General features: G+C 69.0%; 22 protein-coding genes. 18 read left to right on the plus strand and 4 right to left on the minus strand.

The annotated features are described in order from the left end of the window. Positions 1–25 precede the first annotated feature (25 nt). Both M4V62_RS33740 and M4V62_RS33745 read right to left on the minus strand, forming a co-directional pair. Positions 26–697, minus strand: a complete 672-nt coding sequence (locus tag M4V62_RS33740) for a response regulator (RefSeq protein ID WP_249590977.1) — start codon at positions 695–697, stop codon at positions 26–28. Positions 698–711: 14 nt separating this feature from the next. Next, positions 712–1,593 carry a RecB family exonuclease gene (locus tag M4V62_RS33745; RefSeq protein ID WP_249590978.1) on the minus strand — a complete coding sequence of 294 codons (882 nt, stop codon included), beginning with the start codon at positions 1,591–1,593 and terminating at the stop codon, positions 712–714. A gap of 128 nt (positions 1,594–1,721) precedes the next feature. On the opposite strand from M4V62_RS33745, the gene M4V62_RS33750 reads away from it, so the two are divergent. From M4V62_RS33750 to M4V62_RS33760, 3 genes are all read left to right on the plus strand, one after another. Continuing rightward, a complete protein-coding gene (locus M4V62_RS33750) occupies positions 1,722–3,263 on the plus strand; it encodes a site-2 protease family protein (protein WP_249590979.1) in 1,542 nt (513 codons plus the stop codon). A gap of 49 nt (positions 3,264–3,312) precedes the next feature. Continuing rightward, positions 3,313–4,224: a tRNA (adenine-N1)-methyltransferase gene (locus tag M4V62_RS33755; RefSeq protein ID WP_249590980.1), complete on the plus strand. Its 912-nt coding sequence runs from the start codon at positions 3,313–3,315 to the stop codon at positions 4,222–4,224. Between the two features lie 178 nt (positions 4,225–4,402). Beyond that, entirely contained in the window at positions 4,403–4,981 is a 579-nt protein-coding gene (locus M4V62_RS33760) for a hypothetical protein (RefSeq protein WP_249590981.1), read from the plus strand. A 79-nt stretch (positions 4,982–5,060) separates the two neighbouring features. Here the strand turns inward: M4V62_RS33760 and M4V62_RS33765 are convergent, their stop codons facing one another. Continuing rightward, complete coding sequence (locus tag M4V62_RS33765; protein WP_249590982.1) at positions 5,061–5,375, minus strand: ferredoxin; 315 nt, start codon at positions 5,373–5,375, stop codon at positions 5,061–5,063. A 254-nt stretch (positions 5,376–5,629) separates the two neighbouring features. On the opposite strand from M4V62_RS33765, the gene arc reads away from it, so the two are divergent. From arc to prcA, 6 genes are all read left to right on the plus strand, one after another. After that, positions 5,630–7,396 (plus strand): proteasome ATPase, encoded by a 1,767-nt coding sequence (gene arc / locus M4V62_RS33770; RefSeq protein ID WP_249590983.1) that lies wholly within the window; start codon positions 5,630–5,632, stop codon positions 7,394–7,396. 212 nt (positions 7,397–7,608) lie between these two features. Then, positions 7,609–9,120 (plus strand): depupylase/deamidase Dop, encoded by a 1,512-nt coding sequence (gene dop / locus M4V62_RS33775; protein WP_249590984.1) that lies wholly within the window; start codon positions 7,609–7,611, stop codon positions 9,118–9,120. A 124-nt stretch (positions 9,121–9,244) separates the two neighbouring features. After that, the gene (locus tag M4V62_RS33780) at positions 9,245–9,463 is read left to right on the plus strand and encodes a ubiquitin-like protein Pup (RefSeq protein ID WP_249590985.1); all 219 of its coding nucleotides are present in this window, start codon (positions 9,245–9,247) and stop codon (positions 9,461–9,463) included. 9 nt (positions 9,464–9,472) lie between these two features. Next, the gene (locus M4V62_RS33785) at positions 9,473–10,066 is read left to right on the plus strand and encodes an endonuclease VII domain-containing protein (RefSeq protein ID WP_249590986.1); all 594 of its coding nucleotides are present in this window, start codon (positions 9,473–9,475) and stop codon (positions 10,064–10,066) included. Then, positions 10,018–10,863, plus strand: a complete 846-nt coding sequence (prcB, locus tag M4V62_RS33790; RefSeq protein WP_249590987.1) for a proteasome subunit beta — start codon at positions 10,018–10,020, stop codon at positions 10,861–10,863. Before M4V62_RS33785 ends, prcB begins: the two co-directional genes overlap by 49 nt. A 53-nt stretch (positions 10,864–10,916) precedes the next feature. Next, entirely contained in the window at positions 10,917–11,693 is a 777-nt protein-coding gene (prcA, locus tag M4V62_RS33795; protein ID WP_249590988.1) for a proteasome subunit alpha, read from the plus strand. Positions 11,694–11,760: 67 nt separating this feature from the next. Here prcA and M4V62_RS33800 read toward each other — a convergent pair whose 3' ends face one another. Beyond that, on the minus strand, positions 11,761–12,786 hold the full coding sequence (locus tag M4V62_RS33800) for a LacI family DNA-binding transcriptional regulator (RefSeq protein ID WP_249590989.1): 1,026 nt from the start codon (positions 12,784–12,786) through the stop codon (positions 11,761–11,763). A gap of 132 nt (positions 12,787–12,918) precedes the next feature. Here M4V62_RS33800 and M4V62_RS33805 point away from each other — a divergent pair, with 132 nt between their 5' ends. From M4V62_RS33805 to tatA, 9 genes are all read left to right on the plus strand, one after another. Beyond that, complete coding sequence (locus M4V62_RS33805; protein ID WP_249590990.1) at positions 12,919–14,178, plus strand: MFS transporter; 1,260 nt, start codon at positions 12,919–12,921, stop codon at positions 14,176–14,178. A gap of 9 nt (positions 14,179–14,187) precedes the next feature. Continuing rightward, positions 14,188–15,549: a Pup--protein ligase gene (gene pafA, locus M4V62_RS33810; protein WP_135334215.1), complete on the plus strand. Its 1,362-nt coding sequence runs from the start codon at positions 14,188–14,190 to the stop codon at positions 15,547–15,549. A 130-nt stretch (positions 15,550–15,679) separates the two neighbouring features. Beyond that, on the plus strand, positions 15,680–16,681 hold the full coding sequence (locus tag M4V62_RS33815) for an FKBP-type peptidyl-prolyl cis-trans isomerase (RefSeq protein WP_249593123.1): 1,002 nt from the start codon (positions 15,680–15,682) through the stop codon (positions 16,679–16,681). 60 nt (positions 16,682–16,741) lie between these two features. Continuing rightward, complete coding sequence (locus M4V62_RS33820) at positions 16,742–17,116, plus strand: FKBP-type peptidyl-prolyl cis-trans isomerase (protein WP_249590991.1); 375 nt, start codon at positions 16,742–16,744, stop codon at positions 17,114–17,116. A 136-nt stretch (positions 17,117–17,252) separates the two neighbouring features. Beyond that, positions 17,253–18,206, plus strand: a complete 954-nt coding sequence (locus M4V62_RS33825) for a helix-turn-helix transcriptional regulator (protein ID WP_249590992.1) — start codon at positions 17,253–17,255, stop codon at positions 18,204–18,206. A gap of 14 nt (positions 18,207–18,220) precedes the next feature. Continuing rightward, entirely contained in the window at positions 18,221–19,228 is a 1,008-nt protein-coding gene (locus M4V62_RS33830) for a helix-turn-helix transcriptional regulator (RefSeq protein WP_249590993.1), read from the plus strand. Between the two features lie 11 nt (positions 19,229–19,239). Then, entirely contained in the window at positions 19,240–19,491 is a 252-nt protein-coding gene (locus M4V62_RS33835; protein ID WP_249590994.1) for a hypothetical protein, read from the plus strand. A gap of 9 nt (positions 19,492–19,500) precedes the next feature. Next, positions 19,501–19,698: a hypothetical protein gene (locus M4V62_RS33840; RefSeq protein ID WP_249590995.1), complete on the plus strand. Its 198-nt coding sequence runs from the start codon at positions 19,501–19,503 to the stop codon at positions 19,696–19,698. 249 nt (positions 19,699–19,947) lie between these two features. Then, on the plus strand, positions 19,948–20,241 hold the full coding sequence (gene tatA, locus M4V62_RS33845) for a Sec-independent protein translocase subunit TatA (protein ID WP_249590996.1): 294 nt from the start codon (positions 19,948–19,950) through the stop codon (positions 20,239–20,241). Positions 20,242–20,280: the final 39 nt, after the last annotated feature.

Raw genomic sequence — 20,280 nt, forward strand, 5'->3', positions numbered from 1 at the left:
CCGTTCTCTGCTGCCTCTGCTGTCTTTACTGCGCGCCGGGGCGCACCAGACCGCTCTCGTACGCGTACACAGCGGCCTGCACGCGGTCGCGCAGGCCCAGCTTCGTGAGCACATGGCCCACATGCGTCTTGACGGTCGTCTCGCTCACGAACAGGTCCGCCGCGATCTCCGCGTTCGACAGGCCGCGCGCCACCAGCTTGAGGACCTCGACCTCCCGCTCGGTGAGCGTGTGCAGGGTGTCGGGCACCGACTCGTCGCCCGACGGGAGATGGCCCGCGTACTTGTCGAGGAGCCTGCGCGTGATGCTCGGCGCGAGCATCGCCTCGCCCGACGCGACCACGCGGATCGCCTGCACCAGCTCGTTCGCCGGGGCGTCCTTCAGGAGGAAGCCACTGGCACCCGCACGCAGCGCCTCCACCACGTACTCGTCGAGGTCGAAGGTGGTCAGGACCAGGACCTTCGCCGGTCCGTCCCGGCCGGGCCCGGTGATCTGCCGGGTCGCCTCGACGCCGTCCATCCTCGGCATACGGATGTCCATCAGGACCACATCGGGCTGGAGCGCCCGCACCTGGTCGAGAGCCTGCAGGCCGTCTCCGGCCTCGCCGACGACCGCGACATCCTGCTCGGCCTCCAGGATCATCCGGAACCCGGTGCGCAGCAGTGGCTGGTCGTCGACCAGTAGGACACGGATCGCCACGTAACTCTCCTTCGCTAGCCCGGGGCCATTCTGCCCTGCGTGCCCTCTTCGGACTCGGGCACCCTCACCGCAAGGGGGTACGGCGGGGGAGTCCCACCGAATTCCGGACATACGGCCTGGTGGTCGCACCAGCCGCAGAGCTTCGTCGGCCGGGGCCGCCATTCGCCCGTCTCGGTGGCGAGCGTGATCGCCTCCCACAGCGCGTGCAGCTTCCGTTCGACCTGCTCCAGGTCCTCGGTCCTGGGGTCGTACGTGATGACGTCGCCGCTGCCCAGATAGACGAGCTGCAGGCGGCGCGGGACCACGCCCTTCAGGCGCCACACCACCAGGGCGTAGAACTTCATCTGGAAGAGTGCGCCCTCGGAGTACTCGGGGCGGGGGGCCTTGCCCGTCTTGTAGTCGACGATCCGCACCTCGCCGGTGGGCGCCACGTCCACGCGGTCGATGATGCCGCGCAGCTTCAGGCCCGATTCCAGCTCCGCCTGCACGAACAGCTCGCGCTCTGCGGGCTCCAGGCGCGTGGGGTCCTCCAGGGTGAACCAGCGCTCGACGAGCTTCTCCGCGTCCGCGAGCCAGCGCGCGAGGCGCTCGCCCTGCTCGTCGTCGGCGAACAGCTCCGTCAGCTCGGGCCTGGCCTCGCGCAGACGGTCCCACTGGCCCGGGATCAGGGCCTTGGCGCGCGGCGCGGTCCGCTCGCCCGCGGGCGCGTCGAAGAGCCGCTCAAGGACGGCGTGCACCAGCGTGCCGCGGGTCGCGGCCTCGCTCGGCTTCTCCGGCAGCTTGTCGATCACCCGGAAGCGGTAGAGCAACGGGCACTGCATGAAGTCACTGGCGCGCGACGGCGACAGGGACGCCGGACGCACGGCCGTCACGGCACCCTCGGTCCTTGTTTCCATGAGGACAGACCCTACGACCCGCCACTGACAACGGCCGCATACCATCGACGACAGACCCTCTCGCCCTGCATGATCGTGCGTGTACCGCGCCGGACAGGGGCGAGGGACGCTTCGAACGAGGGGACATCGTGGACGAGAGCGGCGGGAGCGGCAGGCCGCGGTCCGACGGGACGGACGGTCGGCGGCCGGACCACGCGGACGACCACTCGGAGTCGCCACGTCCGGTGGACACGGCCGACTCCGCGAGGCCCGCGCACGGCGGCTCCGAGAGCGCCGAGGGCCCCGACAGCACTGCCCGGCCCCAGGCACCCGAACCAGCGCCCCGGCAGGCGCCCGACGAGACACCACGTCCCGCGGACGAACCCCAGGCGCCGGCCGACCGCCTCACGAAGACCCCGCAGGCCACGCCGGCCCCGCAGGACACGCCCGGGAAGACACCGGCCAAGGACACCCATCCCGAGTACGCGCACGCCAGCCACGGCCCCGCCCCGAAGGCGACCCCGCCCAAGGGGCAGAAGGGGCCCGGGGGAGGGCTGCTCATGGGGCGGCCGTTCGGCGTGCCCGTCTACGTGGCGCCGAGCTGGTTCCTCGTCGCCGCCCTCATCACCTGGGTCTTCGGCGGCCAGCTCGACCGCGTCCTGCCCGAACTCGGCGCCGCCCGCTACCTCGTCTCCCTCTTCTTCGCCGTCGCCTTCTACGCCTCCGTGCTCGTCCACGAACTGGCCCACACCGTCGCCGCCCTGCGCTTCAAGCTGCCGGTGCGCCGCATCCAGCTCCAGTTCTTCGGAGGGGTCTCGGAGATCGAGAAGGAGTCGGAGACGCCCGGACGCGAGTTCATCCTCGCCTTCGTGGGCCCCCTGCTCTCCCTCGTCCTCGCGGGCGTCTTCTACGCGGGCATGCAGGCCGTCGAACCCGGCACCGTGCCCGGCGTCCTGCTCGCGGGACTGATGATCTCGAACCTCATCGTCGCCGCCTTCAACCTCCTGCCCGGCCTGCCCCTGGACGGCGGCCGCATGCTCCGCGCCGTCGTCTGGAAGATCACCGGCAAGCCCATGAGCGGCACCATCGCCGCAGCCTGGGTCGGCCGCGCCCTCGCCATCTCCGTCCTGGTCGGCCTGCCGATCCTCAACCAGTCCGGCGCGCTCGGCGGCGAGACCCAGGACATCGGCGGCATGGACACCGTCACGGACGCCCTGCTCGCCGCGATCCTCGCCGCGATCATCTGGACCGGCGCCGGAAACAGCCTGCGCATGGCCCGCCTGCGGCAGCACCTGCCCGAGCTGCGCGCCCGTGCCCTGACCCGCCGCGCCGTCCCCGTCGAGACGAACACCCCGCTCTCCGAAGCGCTGCGCCGCGCCAACGACGCGGGGGCCCGCGCCCTGGTCGTGGTCGACGCCGACGGCGACCCGATGTCGGTCGTCCGCGAGGCGGCCATCGTCGGGGTGCCGGAGCACCGCCGCCCCTGGGTCACCGTCAGCGGCCTCGCCCAGGACATCACCGAAGGCATGCGGATCTCCGCCGAGCTCGCGGGCGAGGAGCTGCTCGACACGCTCCGGGCGACACCCGCCACGGAGTACCTCGTGGTCGAGGCCTCCGGCGAGATCTACGGAGTGCTGTCCGCCACCGATGTGGAGCGCGCCTTCGTCAAGGCGATGGCCCGCCCCAGCTGACGCGGCCACCCTGGTCCTTGGCCCCCGAACGGGCCGGTAGGCTGTTCACATGTCCGAACCGACCGGTGCCGCCCGCCGACGCGGGCCCTTCAAGGTCGGGGACCAGGTTCAGCTGACCGACCCCAAGGGCCGCCACTACACGTTCACGCTCGAGGCCGGGAAGAACTTCCACACCCACAAGGGTTCCTTCCCCCACGACGAGCTGATCGGTGCTCCCGAGGGCAGCGTTGTCCGCACCACGGGAAACGTCGCCTACCTCGCGCTGCGCCCCCTGCTCCCCGACTACGTCCTGTCCATGCCCCGCGGCGCCGCCGTGGTCTACCCCAAGGACGCGGGGCAGATCCTGGCCTTCGCGGACATCTTCCCCGGCGCCCGCGTCGTCGAGGCGGGTGTGGGATCGGGCTCGCTCAGCAGCTTCCTCCTGCGCGCCATCGGCGACGAAGGAATGCTGCACTCGTACGAGCGCCGCGAGGACTTCGCCGAGATCGCCCAGCAGAACGTGGAGCGCTACTTCGGCGCCCCGCACCCCGCCTGGCAGCTCACCGTCGGAGACCTCCAGGACAACCTGAGCGACACCGACGTCGACCGCGTCATCCTCGACATGCTCGCTCCCTGGGAGTGCCTGGACGTCGTCTCCAAGGCGCTCGTCCCCGGCGGCATCCTCTGCTGCTACGTCGCGACCACCACCCAGCTCGCACGGACCGTCGAGTCCATCCGCGAGATCGGCGGCTTCAACGAGCCGACCGCCTGGGAATCGATGATCCGCAACTGGCACGTCGAGGGCCTCGCCGTCCGCCCGGACCACCGCATGATCGGCCACACCGGCTTCCTGCTCACCGCCCGCCGCCTCGCGGACGGCGTCGAGCCGCCCATGCGCCGCCGCCGCCCCTCCAAGGGCGCCTACGGCGACGACTACACCGGCCCGAACGCCGACGGCGGCACGCCCCGCGCGGAGCGCTGAGACACCACCGCTGAACGCACAGGCGCCGCCGCCGAGTTCCCCCATCGACCGGGGAACTCGGCGGCGGCGCCTTTCCGTTCATGCCCTTCCTGGACCCCGCTGTTCCGCCGCACTGTGAGGTATGGCACGATGCTGGCCACCTCCCCCACCGGCACAGCCCTCACAGGAGACACTCCTAGTGCAGCACCCCGCCGTCCCGGAACTGGCCCACAACACCACCCGCCCCATCCACTGGCTGGCCACGGCGGCCGCGCTCGCCGCCGTCATCGCGGGCTCCTCCTTCCTGCAGCCCGACCCCGCGAACGCGGCCCAGCCGAGCTCCAAGCCGTCGGGCAAGACCGCCGCGGCCCCCGCGCCGGCCCCGGATCCGGCCACCGTCACGTACCCCATCACCTGCGGCAACGTGAAGCCCGTGGTCAAGAAGAAGGCCTCCGGGGACCTCGACGGGGACGGCAGCCCCGAGACCGTCGCCGTCGTGCACTGCGCCGCCGGATCGGGCACACCGCCCGACGGCGTGTACGTGCTCACCCGGGCCACGGAGGGCAAGCCCCGCGTCGTGGCCACCCTCGTCGACCCGAAGGACCGCCAGAACGTCAGCGACTTCGCCGTACGTGACGGCGTGATCACCGCCACGCTCCTGGGGTACTCGTCACCGAACGTGCCCAGCTGCTGCCCCGACCTCAAGGACGAGGCCAAGTGGCAATGGAAGGACGGCACGTTCGCACGCTCCGCACCGGCCGGTGCGCACAGCGTGTGACCGTCAGGACACGAAGAAGGGCCTGTGCCCGCCGCTCAGCGGCGGGCACAGGCCCTTCTTCGTCGTCGAGTTCGCGACCTCAGGCCGCGTCGGGGCCGTAGACCTCCACGCTGTCCGAAACACGGCGCACGTGGATGCAGTCTCCCGGGCACTCCTTCGCCGAGTCCACGACATCACGCAGAAGCGGCAGCGGTACGGGCGTTGTGGCGCCCGGCGCCTGCAGGAGCTCGTCGTCACCGCTCTTCACATAGGCCAGACCGTCGATGTCCAGCTCGAAGACCTCGGGCGCGTACTGCGCGCAGATCCCGTCGCCGGTACAGAGGTCCTGGTCGATCCAGACCTCCAGGAGATCGCGGCCCTCGGGGCCGGTCCCAGCTTCGTCCTGCACGGTCATTTCTCCTGCCGATCGCTGCGTCGAGCGAACCGACTCAAGGACAAGTCGGGCCAGCCCTGACGGGTGTTGAACGCTTCGACGATACAACCGCCCGCTTTCCGATGTTGTTGGGTGGGTATTCACCTGGCGTGAGGGAGAGCGCAAGGGTGAAGATCGGACACACCTCGACCGTCTTTGTGATCTAGGGGTTTCAATCGACACCCACCCAGGTAGGGTCTGGAAGCGTCCAGCTCCCCTTGGAGGAGGTGAGGACCGTGGCAGCACACGACGACGACATCAACCGCGGCATCCGGCCGGGGCGAGGGTCTGATGACCCCGCCGGTCAGGTTGCCTATCTCGAGCAGGAAATCGCCGTCCTGCGACGCAAGCTCGCCGACTCTCCGCGGCATACGAGAATTCTCGAAGAGCGGATCGTCGAGCTGCAGACCAACCTGGCCGGCGTGTCCGCACAGAACGAGCGGCTCGCCAACACGCTCCGTGAGGCCCGCGACCAGATCGTGGCCCTCAAGGAGGAAGTCGACCGGCTCGCGCAGCCGCCGGCCGGCTTCGGAGTCTTCCTCGTGGCGAATGAGGACGGCACGGCGGACATCTTCACCGGGGGCCGCAAGCTCCGGGTGAACGTCAGCCCCAGCGTGGAGCTCGAAGAGCTCAGGCGCGGCCAGGAAGTCATGCTCAACGAAGCGCTCAACGTGGTCGAGGCCATGGAGTACGAGAGCGTGGGAGACATCGTCACCCTCAAGGAGATCCTCGAGGACGGCGAGCGCGCCCTGGTGGTCGGGCACACCGACGAGGAGCGAGTGGTCAGGCTCGCCGAACCACTCCTCGACGTCACCATCCGCCCCGGCGACGCACTCCTGCTCGAACCCCGCTCCGGCTACGTCTACGAAGTGGTTCCCAAGAGCGAGGTCGAAGAGCTCGTCCTCGAAGAGGTCCCGGACATCGGCTACGAGCAGATCGGCGGCCTGGGCAACCAGATCGAGCTGATCCGCGACGCGGTCGAACTGCCCTACCTCTACCCGGACCTCTTCAGGGAGCACGAACTGCGGCCGCCCAAGGGCGTCCTGCTGTACGGGCCCCCCGGCTGCGGCAAGACGCTGATCGCGAAGGCCGTCGCCAACTCCCTTGCCAAGAAGGTCGCCGAGGTGACCGGAGCGGCGGCGGGGAAGAGCTTCTTCCTCAACATCAAGGGCCCCGAGCTCCTCAACAAGTACGTCGGCGAGACCGAGCGTCACATCCGCCTGGTCTTCCAGCGTGCGAGGGAGAAGGCGAGCGAGGGCACCCCCGTCATCGTCTTCTTCGACGAGATGGAATCCCTCTTCCGCACCCGCGGATCCGGAGTCAGCTCGGACGTGGAGAACACCATCGTCCCCCAGCTGCTCGCCGAGATCGACGGCGTGGAAGGCCTGGAGAACGTCATCGTCATCGGTGCCTCCAACCGTGAGGACATGATCGACCCCGCGATCCTGCGGCCCGGACGACTCGACGTGAAGATCAAGATCGAGCGCCCCGACGCCCAGGCGGCGAAGGACATCTTCGCCAAGTACCTCACCGAGCGGCTCCCGCTGCACGCGGACGACCTCGCCGAGCACAGCGCCGACCGGCGGACCACTGTGGACGGCATGATCCAGTCCGTCGTGGAGCAGATGTACGCGGAGTCCGAGGAGAACCGCTTCCTCGAGGTGACGTACGCCAACGGCGACAAGGAAGTCCTGTACTTCAAGGACTTCAACTCCGGCGCCATGATCGAGAACATCGTGGGACGCGCCAAGAAGATGGCCATCAAGGCCTTCCTCGACGCCGACCAGAAGGGCATCAGGGTCTCTCACCTCCTCCAGGCTTGCATCGACGAGTTCAAGGAGAACGAGGACCTGCCCAACACCACCAACCCGGACGACTGGGCCCGCATCTCCGGCAAGAAGGGCGAACGGATCGTGTACATCCGTACGCTCGTCACCGGAAAGCAGGGCGCGGACACCGGACGCTCCATCGACACGGTGGCGAACACCGGTCAGTACCTGTAGAAGACAGGGCGGCTGCGGGTGTCCTTCGTGGGTACCCGCAGCTGTCTGTTTTTCAATGAACGCAATGATCTCCCCACCAGCGCAAAGGCGCTCTAGGCTCTTCGGTACCGCCGAGCGCGCAGTGCGGGGACGGGCACCGCACACGCACCGGAGAACCAGCGGTACTTGAGCGCCGCACCCGAATGGGAGCGCCGCCGGGCAAGGAGGGCCGCATGACCGTACGGCGAGTAATGGGCATCGAGACGGAGTACGGCATCTCCGTCCCCGGCCACCCGAACGCCAATGCCATGCTCACCTCGTCCCAGATCGTCAACGCCTACGCCGCGGCGATGCACCGGGCGCGACGCGCCCGCTGGGACTTCGAGGAGGAGAACCCCCTGCGGGACGCACGGGGCTTCGACCTCGCCCGTGAGACCGCCGATGCCAGTCAGCTCACCGACGAGGACATCGGCCTCGCCAACGTGATCCTCACCAATGGGGCGCGTCTCTACGTCGACCACGCGCACCCCGAGTACAGCTCACCCGAGGTCACCAACCCGTGGGACGCCGTCCTGTGGGACAAGGCGGGCGAACGCATCATGGCGGAGGCGGCCGAACGCGCCGCGCAGCTGCCCGGCGCCCAGCCGATCCACCTCTACAAGAACAACACCGACAACAAGGGCGCCTCGTACGGCACGCACGAGAACTACCTGATGAAGCGGGAGACCCCCTTCTCGGACATCGTGCGCCACCTGACGCCGTTCTTCGTGTCCCGCCAGGTCATCACCGGCGCCGGCCGCGTCGGCATCGGCCAGGACGGCCACGAGCACGGCTTCCAGCTCAGCCAGCGCGCCGACTACTTCGAGGTCGAGGTGGGCCTGGAGACGACACTCAAGCGGCCCATCATCAACACCCGGGACGAACCGCACTCCGATGCCGAGAAGTACCGCCGCCTGCACGTCATCATCGGCGACGCGAATCTCTCCGAGATCTCGACGTATCTGAAGCTCGGCACCACGTCCCTGGTCCTCGCCATGATCGAGGACGGCTTCATCGCGGTGGATCTCGCCGTCGACCAGCCCGTGCGCACCCTCCACCAGGTCTCGCACGACCCGACGCTCAAGCGCCTGATCACGCTCCGCAGCGGCCGGACACTCACCGCTGTCCAGCTCCAGATGGAGTACTTCGAGCTGGCCCGCAAATACGTGGAGGAGCGGTACGGCTCCGAGGCCGACGAGCAGACCAAGGACGTCCTCACCCGCTGGGAAGACGTCCTGGGCCGTCTGGAGAGCGATCCGATGAGCCTCTCCGGGGAACTCGACTGGGTCGCCAAGCGGGAGCTCATGGAGGGCTACCGCCGCCGTGACAGCCTCGACTGGGACGCGGCGCGGCTGCACCTGGTCGACCTCCAGTACGCGGACGTACGGCCCGACAAGGGCCTCTACAACCGTCTGGTGGCACGCGGCAAGATGAAGCGCCTCCTGGAGGAGCCACAGGTCGAGCGAGCCCAGACGAAGCCTCCGGAGGACACCCGCGCGTACTTCCGCGGCCGGTGCCTGGAGCAGTACGCGGACGACGTGGCCGCTGCCTCGTGGGATTCGGTCATCTTCGACCTGCCGGGCCGCGACTCGCTCCAGCGCGTGCCCACACTGGAGCCACTGCGCGGGACCCGGAACCACGTGAAGGAGCTCCTGGACCGCTGCCGCACGGCGGAGGATCTGGTACGGGTGCTCTCCGGAGGCTGAAAGACCCGGCGTGTGGGAATCATCGAGGTGGTCCCCGGACGTTGCAGTAACTACGGGGCCGATGTCAGACCTGGCTTATAGGGTCTGATCAAGTGCATCGCACCTAACGAGCGGGGTGAGGTAGATGGCGACCAAGGACACCGGCGGCGGACAGCAGAAGGCGACGCGTTCCACCGAGGAGGTCGAGGAGCAGACAGAGGAAGCGCAGGGCTCCGAAGACCTCAAGGAGCGCCAGGAGAAGTTGAGCGACGACGTCGACTCGGTTTTGGATGAAATCGACGACGTACTCGAGGAGAATGCCGAGGACTTCGTGCGCTCGTTCGTTCAGAAGGGTGGACAGTAGTCCACGGATATGAACGTCGAGTTGAAGTGGTGCCCTCGTTGTGAGGAGTTCCGGCCTCGCGAAGCCTTCGGGCGGCACAAGGGGCGGGATGACGGACGTCAGGACTACTGCAAGTCGTGTGCGCGCGAGTACGCGAAGCTATGGGACCAGCGGAAGCGGCAGGAGCGCCGCGAGCTCAAGAACCCCGCTGTGCCTGATGGGTTCAAGCGCTGCCGCGGTTGCGGTGAGGTCAAGCCTCATGGCGAGTGGCATCGCAACGCGACAGCTTCTGATGGCCTTTCGACCCGCTGCAAGGCGTGCCGGGCGGTCCAAGGGCGGAAGGGTCACCTGAAGCGTCAGTACGGCATGACCGAAGCCGAGCGTGAAGAGATGATCGCCTCCCAGATGGGGATCTGCGTGATCTGCCTCAAAGCCCCGGCCGCACATGTGGATCACTGCCACGACACGGGTAGGGTCCGAGGCGTACTGTGCTTCAACTGCAATTCGGCCATCGGCAAGTTGGGAGATGATCCCGACACCGTCCGCCGTGCGGCCGCATATCTGGAAGGAAACGCGTGGAAGCCAACACTCGTAGCACCGGGCGTCTACCAGCTGCCTTCCTGACGCCTGGTTCCTCGTCCTTCATGGACTTCCTGTCCGAGCATCAGCCCGAGATCCTGCCGGGCAACCGGCAGTTGCCGCCCACGCAGGGCGTGATCGAGGCGCCGCACGGCACGACGATCGTGGCGACGACGTTCCCCGGTGGCGTCGTGCTCGCCGGTGACCGGCGGGCGACCATGGGCAATGTCATCGCGCAGCGCGACATCGAGAAGGTCTTCCCGGCGGACGAGTATTCGGCCGTCGGCATCGCGGGCACCGCCGGTCTCGCCGTGGAGATGGTCAAGCTCTTCCAGCTGGAGCTCGAGCACTTCGAGAAGGTCGAGGGTGCCACGCTCTCCCTGGAGGGCAAGGCCAATCGTCTCTCCACGATGATCCGGTCGAACCTGGGAATGGCCATGCAGGGCCTGGCCGTTGTCCCGCTCTTCGCGGGGTACGACGTGGACCGCGAGAAGGGGCGCATCTTCAGTTACGACGTCACGGGCGGCCGTTCCGAGGAGCACGGCTTCGCGGCCACCGGCTCCGGTTCGGTCTTCGCGCGCGGTGCGATGAAGAAGCTCTACCGCAACGACCTGACGGAGCAGGAAGCGACGACGCTCGTCGTGCAGGCGTTGTACGACGCCGCGGACGACGACTCGGCGACGGGTGGCCCGGATGTCGCCCGCCGCATCTATCCGATCGTCACCGTGATCTCCGATGAGGGTTTCCGGAGGCTGGGAGATGAGGAGTCTTCCGAGATCGCCCGCTCGATCCTTGAGCGGCGCCTGGAGCAGCCCGACGGCCCGCGGGCCTCGCTGCTCTGATCGATCCGTATTCGCCACTGACTGAGTCACTGACAGAAAGGGACGGATAGCCGGTGTCGACGCCGTTCTATGTCTCACCCCAGCAGGCCATGGCCGACCGGGCGGAATACGCCCGCAAGGGCATCGCCCGTGGTCGCAGCCTTGTTGTGCTGCAGTTCGCCGATGGCATCGTGTTCGTCGGCGAGAACCCGTCCCGTGCGCTGCACAAGTTCAGCGAGATCTATGACCGGATCGGCTTCGCGGCCGCCGGCAAGTACAACGAGTACGAGAACCTGCGGATCGGTGGCGTGCGGTACGCCGATCTCCGTGGGTACACGTACGACCGTGACGACGTGACGGCCCGTGGGCTCGCGAACGTCTATGCCCAGACGCTGGGCACGATCTTCTCGAGCCAGGCGGAGAAGCCCTACGAGGTGGAGTTGGTCGTCGCCGAGGTGGGCGCCACGGCCGACGCCGATCAGATCTACCGGCTGCCGCATGACGGTTCGATCGTGGACGAGCACGGCTCGGTCGCGGTCGGCGGCAATGCCGAGCAGATCAGCACGTATCTCGATCAGCGTCATCGTGACGGGATGACGCTCGCCGAGGCGCTGAAGCTGGCCGTGCAGTCGCTGTCCCGCGACACGAACGGCAGCGAGCGGGAGATCCCCGCGGAGCGGCTCGAAGTGGCGGTCCTGGACCGTACGAGGCCGCAGCAGCGGAAGTTCAAGCGGATCGTCGGGCGTCAGCTCGCGCGGCTGCTCGAAGGCGGTGCGTCGGCGCCCACGGACGCCGAGTCCGACAACGAAGAGCCGGATGCCGACTCCGCCTCCGGGTCCACCGAGGAGTAGTCCGGTTCGTCGTACGCCCCGTGTCCTGGCCTTGCGGCCGGGGCACGGGGCGTACGCATGTGTGGGCTCAGCGGGCGGCAGGGGCCGTGGAGCCGCGGATCACGAGTTCCACCGGGAGCGTGTCGGGTTCGGGCGTGCGGCCGTCGAGCACCGCGAGCAGGGACGTCATGCCGCGTTCGCCGAACTGCTCCGCGGGCAGCCGCACGGTGGTGAGTTCGGGTTCCACCGCGGTCGCCAGGGTGAGGTCGTCGAAGCCGGTCACCGAGAGGTCCTCGGGCACGCGCAGGCCCAGTCTGCGGGCCGCCTTGCAGGCGCCGGCCGCGAGGATGTCGTCGTCGCAGACGAGCGCGGTGGGGCGGGGCCCCGGCGCGCGGAGGGCGGCTTCAGCGGCCGTGCGGGCGTCGTCGACGGTGAGGAGTGCCCGGACGGTGCGTACGGCCGCGTCGGTGCCCCTCAGGGCCGCCGCGAGGGCCTCGGCGCGTACGTCGAAGGTCCAGGAGTCGACGCCCGCGGCCAGGTGCAGGAAGTCGCGGTGTCCCAGGGCCAGCAGGTGCTCGGCGGTCCGGCGCATGCCGTCCCCGATGTCGAGGTTGACGGTGGCCGCGCCGAGGCTGCCCGCCGGGTCGCTGTCGAGCATGACCAGGGGCAGGGCGTCGCCCTGGATGGTGGCGAGGGCATCGGAGGCGATGGAGGACGCGAGGATGCCGTCGAGCGCGGCGCGGCTGGAGTCGAAGGGGTCGCGGGCGGGGCCGATGCCCTCGGGGGAGGGGTAGAGGACGACTCCGAAGCCGTTCTCGGCGGCGACGCGGGCGGCTCCGGTGTAGACGCGGGCGAAGAACTCGTTCGTGAGGGCGGGGACGACGAGGAGGGCCGTCCTGGTGCGGCCCAGGCGGAGGTTGCGGGCCGCGAGGTTCGGGCGGTAGCCCAGCTCGCGGGCGGTGTCGCGCACGCGTTGCGCGGTGCGTTCGGCGACGCGGCCGCGCCACTTCTCGCCGAACACGAGCGAGACGGTGGCCTGGGACACCCCGGCGGCCCGTGCGACGTCGCGGCTCGTGGGGCGTGGCCCTGCGGCCTCCTGCTGTGGCCCGGCCACTTCTGGTACCTCCCAGGTCGGTCCCGCGGGGCGCGATCGGGGTGGACCCGCGGTGAGCGCTCATGGTACGTATGACGCTCGAAGTTATACGTAAAACCTCGGTGTGACGGCACCGGGGGAGGGGCGGGAAGCATGGCTGCCGGATACGCGGAGATCCTCCGGACGAGATACGCCGGGCGGCTGCTCGCGGGCACCCTGGTGGGCCGGCTCCCGAACGCGACCGCCGCGATCGCCATCGTGCTGTTCATCCGCGCGGAGGGCGGCACGTACAGCCTGGCCGGCGCTCTCGCCGCGGTGTACGGCGTGGCCAACGCGGTGGGGCAGCCGCTGCTCGGCCGCCTGGTGGACCTGTACGGACAGCCGCGCGTCCAGCTCCCCTCGGCGGTCCTCTCCGCCCTCGGCATGGCGGGCTTCGCCTTCACGGGGCCCGATTCGCTCGGCCTGGCGTACGTGGCGGTGGGCGTGGCCGGTCTGTTCACACCGCCCCTGGAGGGCGGCCTGCGTGCGCTGTGGCCGAGCGTCCTGGGCAAGGAGGAGCAGGTGCACACGGCGTACGCCATGGACGCCATCGCCCAGGAAGTCATGTTCACCGTCGGACCGTTGCTCATCACGGGCTGTGTCGCGCTCTGGTCGGAGCAGGCCGCGCTGCTCGTCGTGAACGTCATCGGCCTGCTGGGCGCCCTCTCCGTGGTGACGTCCAAGCCCTCGCGCGCGTGGCGCTCGGCACCCCGTGAGGCGCACTGGCTCGGCGCGCTGCGCTCACCGGGGCTCATCGCGCTGCTCGGCGCGTTCCTGTTCATCGGCATGGCGCTCGGCTCCATCACCGTCGCCGGTGTGTCGTACGCCGACGGGCACGGCGGCGACGCGGTGTACGGCTGGATGATGGCGGCGCTCGGGCTCGGCGCCCTCGTCGGAGGTTCGGTGTACGGGGCGCGGCAGTGGGCCGGCGTGCCGGAGAGGCGGCTCACCGGCCTGGTGGCCCTGCTCGCCCTCTGCTACTGGCCGTTGACGCTGATGCCGGGCGCGGTCGCCATGACGGCGCTCGCGGCCGTCGCGGGCGTGTTCCTCGCGCCGGCGCTCGCGTGCGCGTTCATCATCGTCGACCGGCACGCCCCGCGGGGCACCGTCACGGAGGCGTTCTCCTGGCTCGTGACCACGTTCACGGTCGGCGCGTCGCTCGGCACGGCCGCCGCGGGGCCGGTCGTCGAGTGGGGCGGGACCCGGTGGGGCTTCGCGGTTCCGGGGCTCGCCGGCGCCGCCGCGCTGCTTGTTCTGCTGGCCACGGCGCGGGCGCTCGCGCTCCCCGCAGGTTCGGCGGTCGTTGCGGGTTCATCGGAAAATGATCGAAACGGTGCCGTCGAACCCGGTTTCAGGGCAGGGCATCAGGCGTAATGTTCAGTCATGGACCGCCGCATTTTCGGGCTGGAGAATGAGTACGGCGTCACGTGCACGTTTAGGGGACAGCGCCGTCTGTCGCCTGACGAGGTGGCGCGCTACCTCTTCCGCCGTGTTGTCTCATGGGGCCGCAGCAGCAACGTCTTTCTGCGGAACGGCGCCCGCCTCTATCTTGACGTCGGGTCACATCCGGAATACGCGACACCGGAATGTGACAACGTGACCGAGCTGGTCACCCACGACAAAGCGGGCGAGCGCATTCTGGAAGGCCTGCTCGTCGACGCCGAACGCCGCCTGCACGAGGAGGGAATCGCGGGCGACGTCTATCTCTTCAAGAACAACACCGACTCGGCGGGAAACTCCTACGGCTGCCACGAGAACTATCTGGTGGCCCGGCACGGGGAGTTCTCGCGGCTCGCGGACATCCTCATTCCCTTCCTCGTCACGCGACAGCTGCTCTGCGGCGCGGGCAAGGTGCTGCAGACTCCACGCGGCGCCGTGTACTGCGTCAGCCAGCGTGCCGAGCACATCTGGGAAGGGGTCTCCTCCGCGACCACCCGCTCCCGGCCGATCATCAACACCCGCGACGAACCGCACGCGGACGCCGAGCGCTACCGCAGGCTGCACGTCATCGTCGGCGACTCGAACATGTCCGAGACGACCATGCTCCTGAAGGTCGGCGCCACCGACCTCGTCCTGCGCATGATCGAAGCGGGCACGGTGATGCGGGACCTGACCCTGGAGAACCCGATCCGGGCGATCCGCGAGGTCAGTCACGACATCACGGGCCGTCGCAAGGTGCGCCTGGCCAGCGGCCGCGAGGCCTCCGCCCTCGAAGTCCAGCGCGAGTACTACGAGAAGGCCGTGGACTTCGTGGAGCGCCGCGGCATCCGCACGGGCACGGTCGAGCAGGTCCTCGAACTGTGGGGCCGCACGCTCGACGCGATCGAGGCCGAGGACCTCGACCGCATCGGCACCGAGATCGACTGGGTCATGAAGTACAAGCTCATCGAGCGGTACCGAGCGAAGAACAACATGACCATGTCGCATCCGCGGGTCGCGCAGATAGACCTCGCGTATCACGACATCCACCGCCGTCGCGGGCTGTACTACCTCCTGGAGAGGAAGGGCCAAGCCGCCCGTATCTGCAACGACTTGAAGATCTTCGAAGGCAAGTCGGTACCGCCGCAGACCACCCGCGCGCGGCTGCGCGGCGACTTCATCCGCAGGGCCCAGGAGCAGCGCCGCGACTTCACGGTCGACTGGGTGCACCTGAAGCTCAACGACCAGGCACAGCGCACCGTGTTGTGCAAGGACCCCTTCCGTTCGGTGGACGACCGGGTGGAGAAACTGATCGCCGGCATGTAACCCCTGATACAGGAGATGCGTTGCGGGAACGCAACGCGGGGCGCCGTACGTTCCTCGTACGGCGCCCTTCTCCATGCGTAGAGTTGCGCGCACGCCAACCGACAAGATCGACCGATACGAGGCCCCCACCGTGCGCCGACGCTCACTTCTCCTTGCTGTTCCGGCCGGCCTGCTCACGCTGGCCGGCTGTGGTGACGACAAAAAGGCCGACAAGGCCAAGTCAAGCGACAGCCCGTCCCCTTCCAACTCGACGTCGGCCGCACCGACGGCGAAGATCGTTGACGGGCCTGTGCCCGAGATCACGAAGGGGACGAAGTTCGGGCAGAAGCCGACCGTCGCCAAGGGGTCCGGCAAGCCGTCGTCGGACCTCGCGGTCAAGACGCTGATCGAGGGCAAGGGCGACGAGGTCAAGAAGGGCGACTACCTCCAGGCCAACTACCTCGGCCAGATCTGGGCCACGGCGAAGGTCTTCGACAACTCGTACGACCGCGGCAACCCCACGGTCTTCCCGATCGGCGTCGGTCAGGTCATCCCCGGCTGGGACCAGGCCCTGGTCGGCAAGAAGCTCGACAGCCGCGTGGAGCTCGCGATCCCGCCGAAGATGGGTTACGGCACCGAGGGCAACAAGCAGGCGGGCATCAAGGGCACGGACACGCTGGTGTTCGTCGTGGACCTCGTGGGCACCTTCACCAACAAGAGCTCGGCCAAGGGCAAGGAGGTCGCGCAGTCCAACATCGACCTGCCCAAGGTCGGCACGAACACGGACGGCAAGGCCCCCAAGATCGACGTCCCGAAGAAGGACGCCCCGAAGAAGCTCGTCGCGAACTACATCCTCGAGGGCGACGGCGACGAGATCAAGGAGACCGACAGCCTCCTGTGCCAGTACAAGGGCGTGCTGTGGGCCGACGGCAAGGAGTTCGACTCCTCGTACAAGCGCAGCGAGCTTGCCTCGTTCCAGCTGGCGCAGGTCGTCAAGGGCTGGGCGCAGGGTCTGACCGGCAAGAAGGTCGGCAGCCGCGTCCTGGTCGTCGTCCCGCCGGACCTCGGGTACGGCGACCAGCCGCCGCAGGGCAGCACCATCAAGAAGGACTCCACGCTCGTCTTCTCCGTGGACATCCTCGCGAAGATGTGACGCCGGGCAAGATGCAAGACTGTCCGCGCATGACCATCCGTATCAAGCAGGAGCATTTTCGTGAGCATTGACAAGCCCGAGGTCGACTTCCCGGTCGGCGAGCCGCCGGCCGAACTGCAGATCAAGGACATCTGGGAGGGTGACGGGGCGGTCGCCAAGGCGGGCGACTTCGTCAAGGTCCACTACGTGGGCGTCGCCTTCAGCACCGGCGAGGAGTTCGACGCGAGCTGGAACCGCGGCACCCCGCTGGAGTTCCAGCTCGGCGCCGGCCAGGTCATCTCCGGCTGGGACCAGGGCGTCCAGGGCATGAAGGTCGGTGGCCGGCGCGAGCTGACCATCCCCGCCCACCTCGCGTACGGCGACCGCGGCGCCGGTGGCGGCCGTATCGCCCCCGGCGAGACGCTGATCTTCGTCTGCGACCTCGTGGGCGTCTGAGCGACGACCGGTCAGGGTCTGATCAGACCTGCCCGCCGAGGGTCCATGCCTGTCCTGGCATGGACCCTCGGCTTTTGAGACGACACCCCGGGGCGGTACGGTCGGCGGTCGGAAGCACTGTTGAGAAAGGGCGTCGATGGCCATTGCCAAGGCCGAGCGGCTGATGAATCTGGCGCTGTGTCTGCTCGGGACCCGGCGACCGCTCAGCAAGCGCGAGCTGCGTGAGTCCATCGAGGCCTATCTGGAGGCGGGGTCCGACGACTCCTTCAACCGGATGTTCGAGCGCGACAAGGACGATCTGCGCGAACTCGGCCTGGTCATCGAGACGGTGGAGAACCTCGACGGCGAGGTGGGCTATCTCGCGCGCCGCGACAGCAACCGCCTCCCGCCCATCACCATCGACGCCGAGGAGGCCGCCGCGCTCGGCCTCGCCGCCAAGGTCTGGCAGCAGGCCCGCCTCGCCGGAGCCGCCAGCGGCGCCCTGCAGAAGCTGCGCGCCGCAGGACTTCCGGAGGACGCCGAGCCGCAGGGCGCGCACAGCGCCCTGGAGCCGCGCATCCCCGTGCACGAGGCGTCCTTCGAGCCGCTGATGCTCGCCTGCCGCGACCGCCGCCCCGTCGTCTTCGACTACCGCAAGGCCACCGCGGCGCGCCCCGAGCAGCGCCACGTCGAGCCGTGGGCCCTGGAGTGCTGGCGCGGCCACTGGTACCTCGCGGGCTGGGACCGGGACCGCGGCGCCGAGCGGGTCTTCCGGCTCTCCCGCATCACCGGGAAGGTCCGCGCCCGCGCCGGCAAGTTCACCGCCGACATCCCCGATGTGGTCACGGTGCGCGAGACGGTCGCGAGCTGGGCGGGCGAGAGCGCCGACCGCTCCGCCCTGATCAGACTGCGTACGGGCGCGGGCTATCCGCTGCGCGCCAAGGCCGCCCACATACGTGAAGTGGGCGAGGGGTGGGACGAGTTGGAGATTCCGTACGGGCATGGGCTCGACGCCTGGCTGGTGGAGTTCGGGCCCGATGTGGTGGTCCTTGAGCCCGCTGAGCTGCGGGCCGACGTGGTGGACCGGCTGCGCGCCGTGGCCAAGGGCTGAGGGGACGTACAACCATGGCCTCGAACGCCATCGATCAGACCCGGCGGATGCTCTCCCTGGTGACGTATCTGCGGGAGCGCCCCGGCGCCCACGTCAGCGATGTCGCCCGTGCCTTCGGGATCACCGAGGACGAGCTGATCTCCGACCTGGACGTGCTGCCGCTGTGCGGGACCAGCTTCCGCGGTGGCGACCTCCTCGACATCGACACCGACGGCGACCGCATCTGGTGGCACAACCCGGACGACGTGGCGGCCCCCATGCGGCTCGCCGCCGACGAGGCCACCGCGCTCCTGGTGGCCGCCCGGGCGGTCTCCACGCTGCCGGGGCTGCGCGAGAGCGACCGGCAGGCGCTGGTGCGCGCCACCGCCAAGCTGGAGACGGCGGCCGGCGAGAACGCGGGCGCCAGCGCGCGCCTCTCGGTGACCTTCGAGTCCGAGGGCGGCGTCTTCGCCGACGTCGACCGCGCCATCTCCGAGCGGCGCCGGCTCTGGCTGCGCTATTACTCGCCCGCGCGCGACGAGCTCACCGAGCGCGAGGTCGACCCGATCCGGCTCTTCGCGGTCGGGCACACGTACATGGAGGCGTGGTGCTACCTCTCCGAGGCGCGCCGCACCTTCCGCCTCGACCGGGTGGCCGAGATCAGGATCATGGACGAGCCGTCGTCGCCGCCCGAGGTCGAACTGCGCGATCTCTCCGAGGGGCTCGTGCAGCCCGCCGCCGAGGACCCCGAGGTGGTCATCGAGGTCGGTCCCGGCGGCCGCTGGGTCGCCGAGTACTACCCCCACGACAGCGCGGAGGAACTGGCCGACGGCGGTCTGCGGATCACGCTGCGCACCCCGGACCCCACCTCGCTGCGCAGGCTCGCGCTGCGGCTCGGCGGGGACGGGCACATCGTCTCGCCGGCGGACCTCGCGGACAGCGCACGGCTGGCGGCGCGTGAGGCGCTCGCGGCCTACGACAAGCACGACGAGCACGACAAGCACCCCGGCGGGGCGTACGACAGGCAGGAGCAAGGACGTTGAACACAAGCATCATGTCCGAGATTCCCGGAATGTCGAGAATCGCCCCTGTGCTCTTCAAGGCCGCCTGCCCTGACTGCCGTGCCCGCTTCGAACTCTCCGCGGGCGCCCTGCGGTTGGTCATCGGCGCCTCGGCCCGCACCACCTTCTACTCGTTCACGTGCCCCGAGTGCGGCAACGCGGTGCGCAAGTCCGCGGGCGAGCGCATCGTCGAACTGCTCACCGGCGGCGGGGTGCGGACCCTGCGTCTGCACTCGACCGTCTAGGCTCGGCGCATGTTCTGGGCGATGCTGGCGATTGCCGCGGGGTTCTGTGGCCTCGCCGTGCTCGGCGTACTGGCGATCCGGGTCTTCATCGAGGCGCAGCGCCTCAGCACTCAAGTGACGGAGACCACACAGCGGATCAACCGCGCGGCGGAGGATCTTGAAGCGGCGGCGACCGGTGTGGCCCGTGCGGGCCGAGATGTGCTTTAGCCCCTGTGAAACCTGTCGGTGCCACAGAGACGCGCATCGACACCACGGCCTGTCAACTTCCCTTGTCCGGCAGGTACGCTGCTGAAGTAGCCCGGAGTGCGAGGCGCGGGCCGCAACTGGGGGTACGCACAGGGATTGCCCTGCGTTCACCCCTGAGCGTTACGATCGCTGCCAGCACGGTGGCCGGACAGCAAGTCCGACCTGTCCGGCAGCCCCGCCCCTGCCGCCTCGGTGAGAAGGTAAAGACGTATGTTTTCCGGAAAGATCGGCGCCCCCGAGATCATTCTCATTCTCGTCGTTGTCATTCTGCTGTTCGGCGCGAAGAAGCTTCCCGACATGGCCCGGTCGCTCGGCAAGTCCGCGCGCATCCTCAAGAGCGAGGCCAAGGCGATGAAGTCGGACGGCAAGAAGGACGAAGCCGCCCCGGCCGACCCGCCCGGCGAGCCTTCCGCCGCCCAGCCGCGCACCATCCAGGCCGCGCCCGGCGACGTGTCCAGCTCCCGCCCGGTCACCGAGCCCACCGACAGCACCACACAGCGCTGATCCAAGGCCGGCGACGGTCGGCCTGCCGCACGAGATGAG

Origin of the sequence: Streptomyces durmitorensis (assembly GCF_023498005.1) — a bacterium.
Taxonomy (GTDB): Bacteria; Actinomycetota; Actinomycetes; order Streptomycetales; family Streptomycetaceae; genus Streptomyces; species Streptomyces durmitorensis.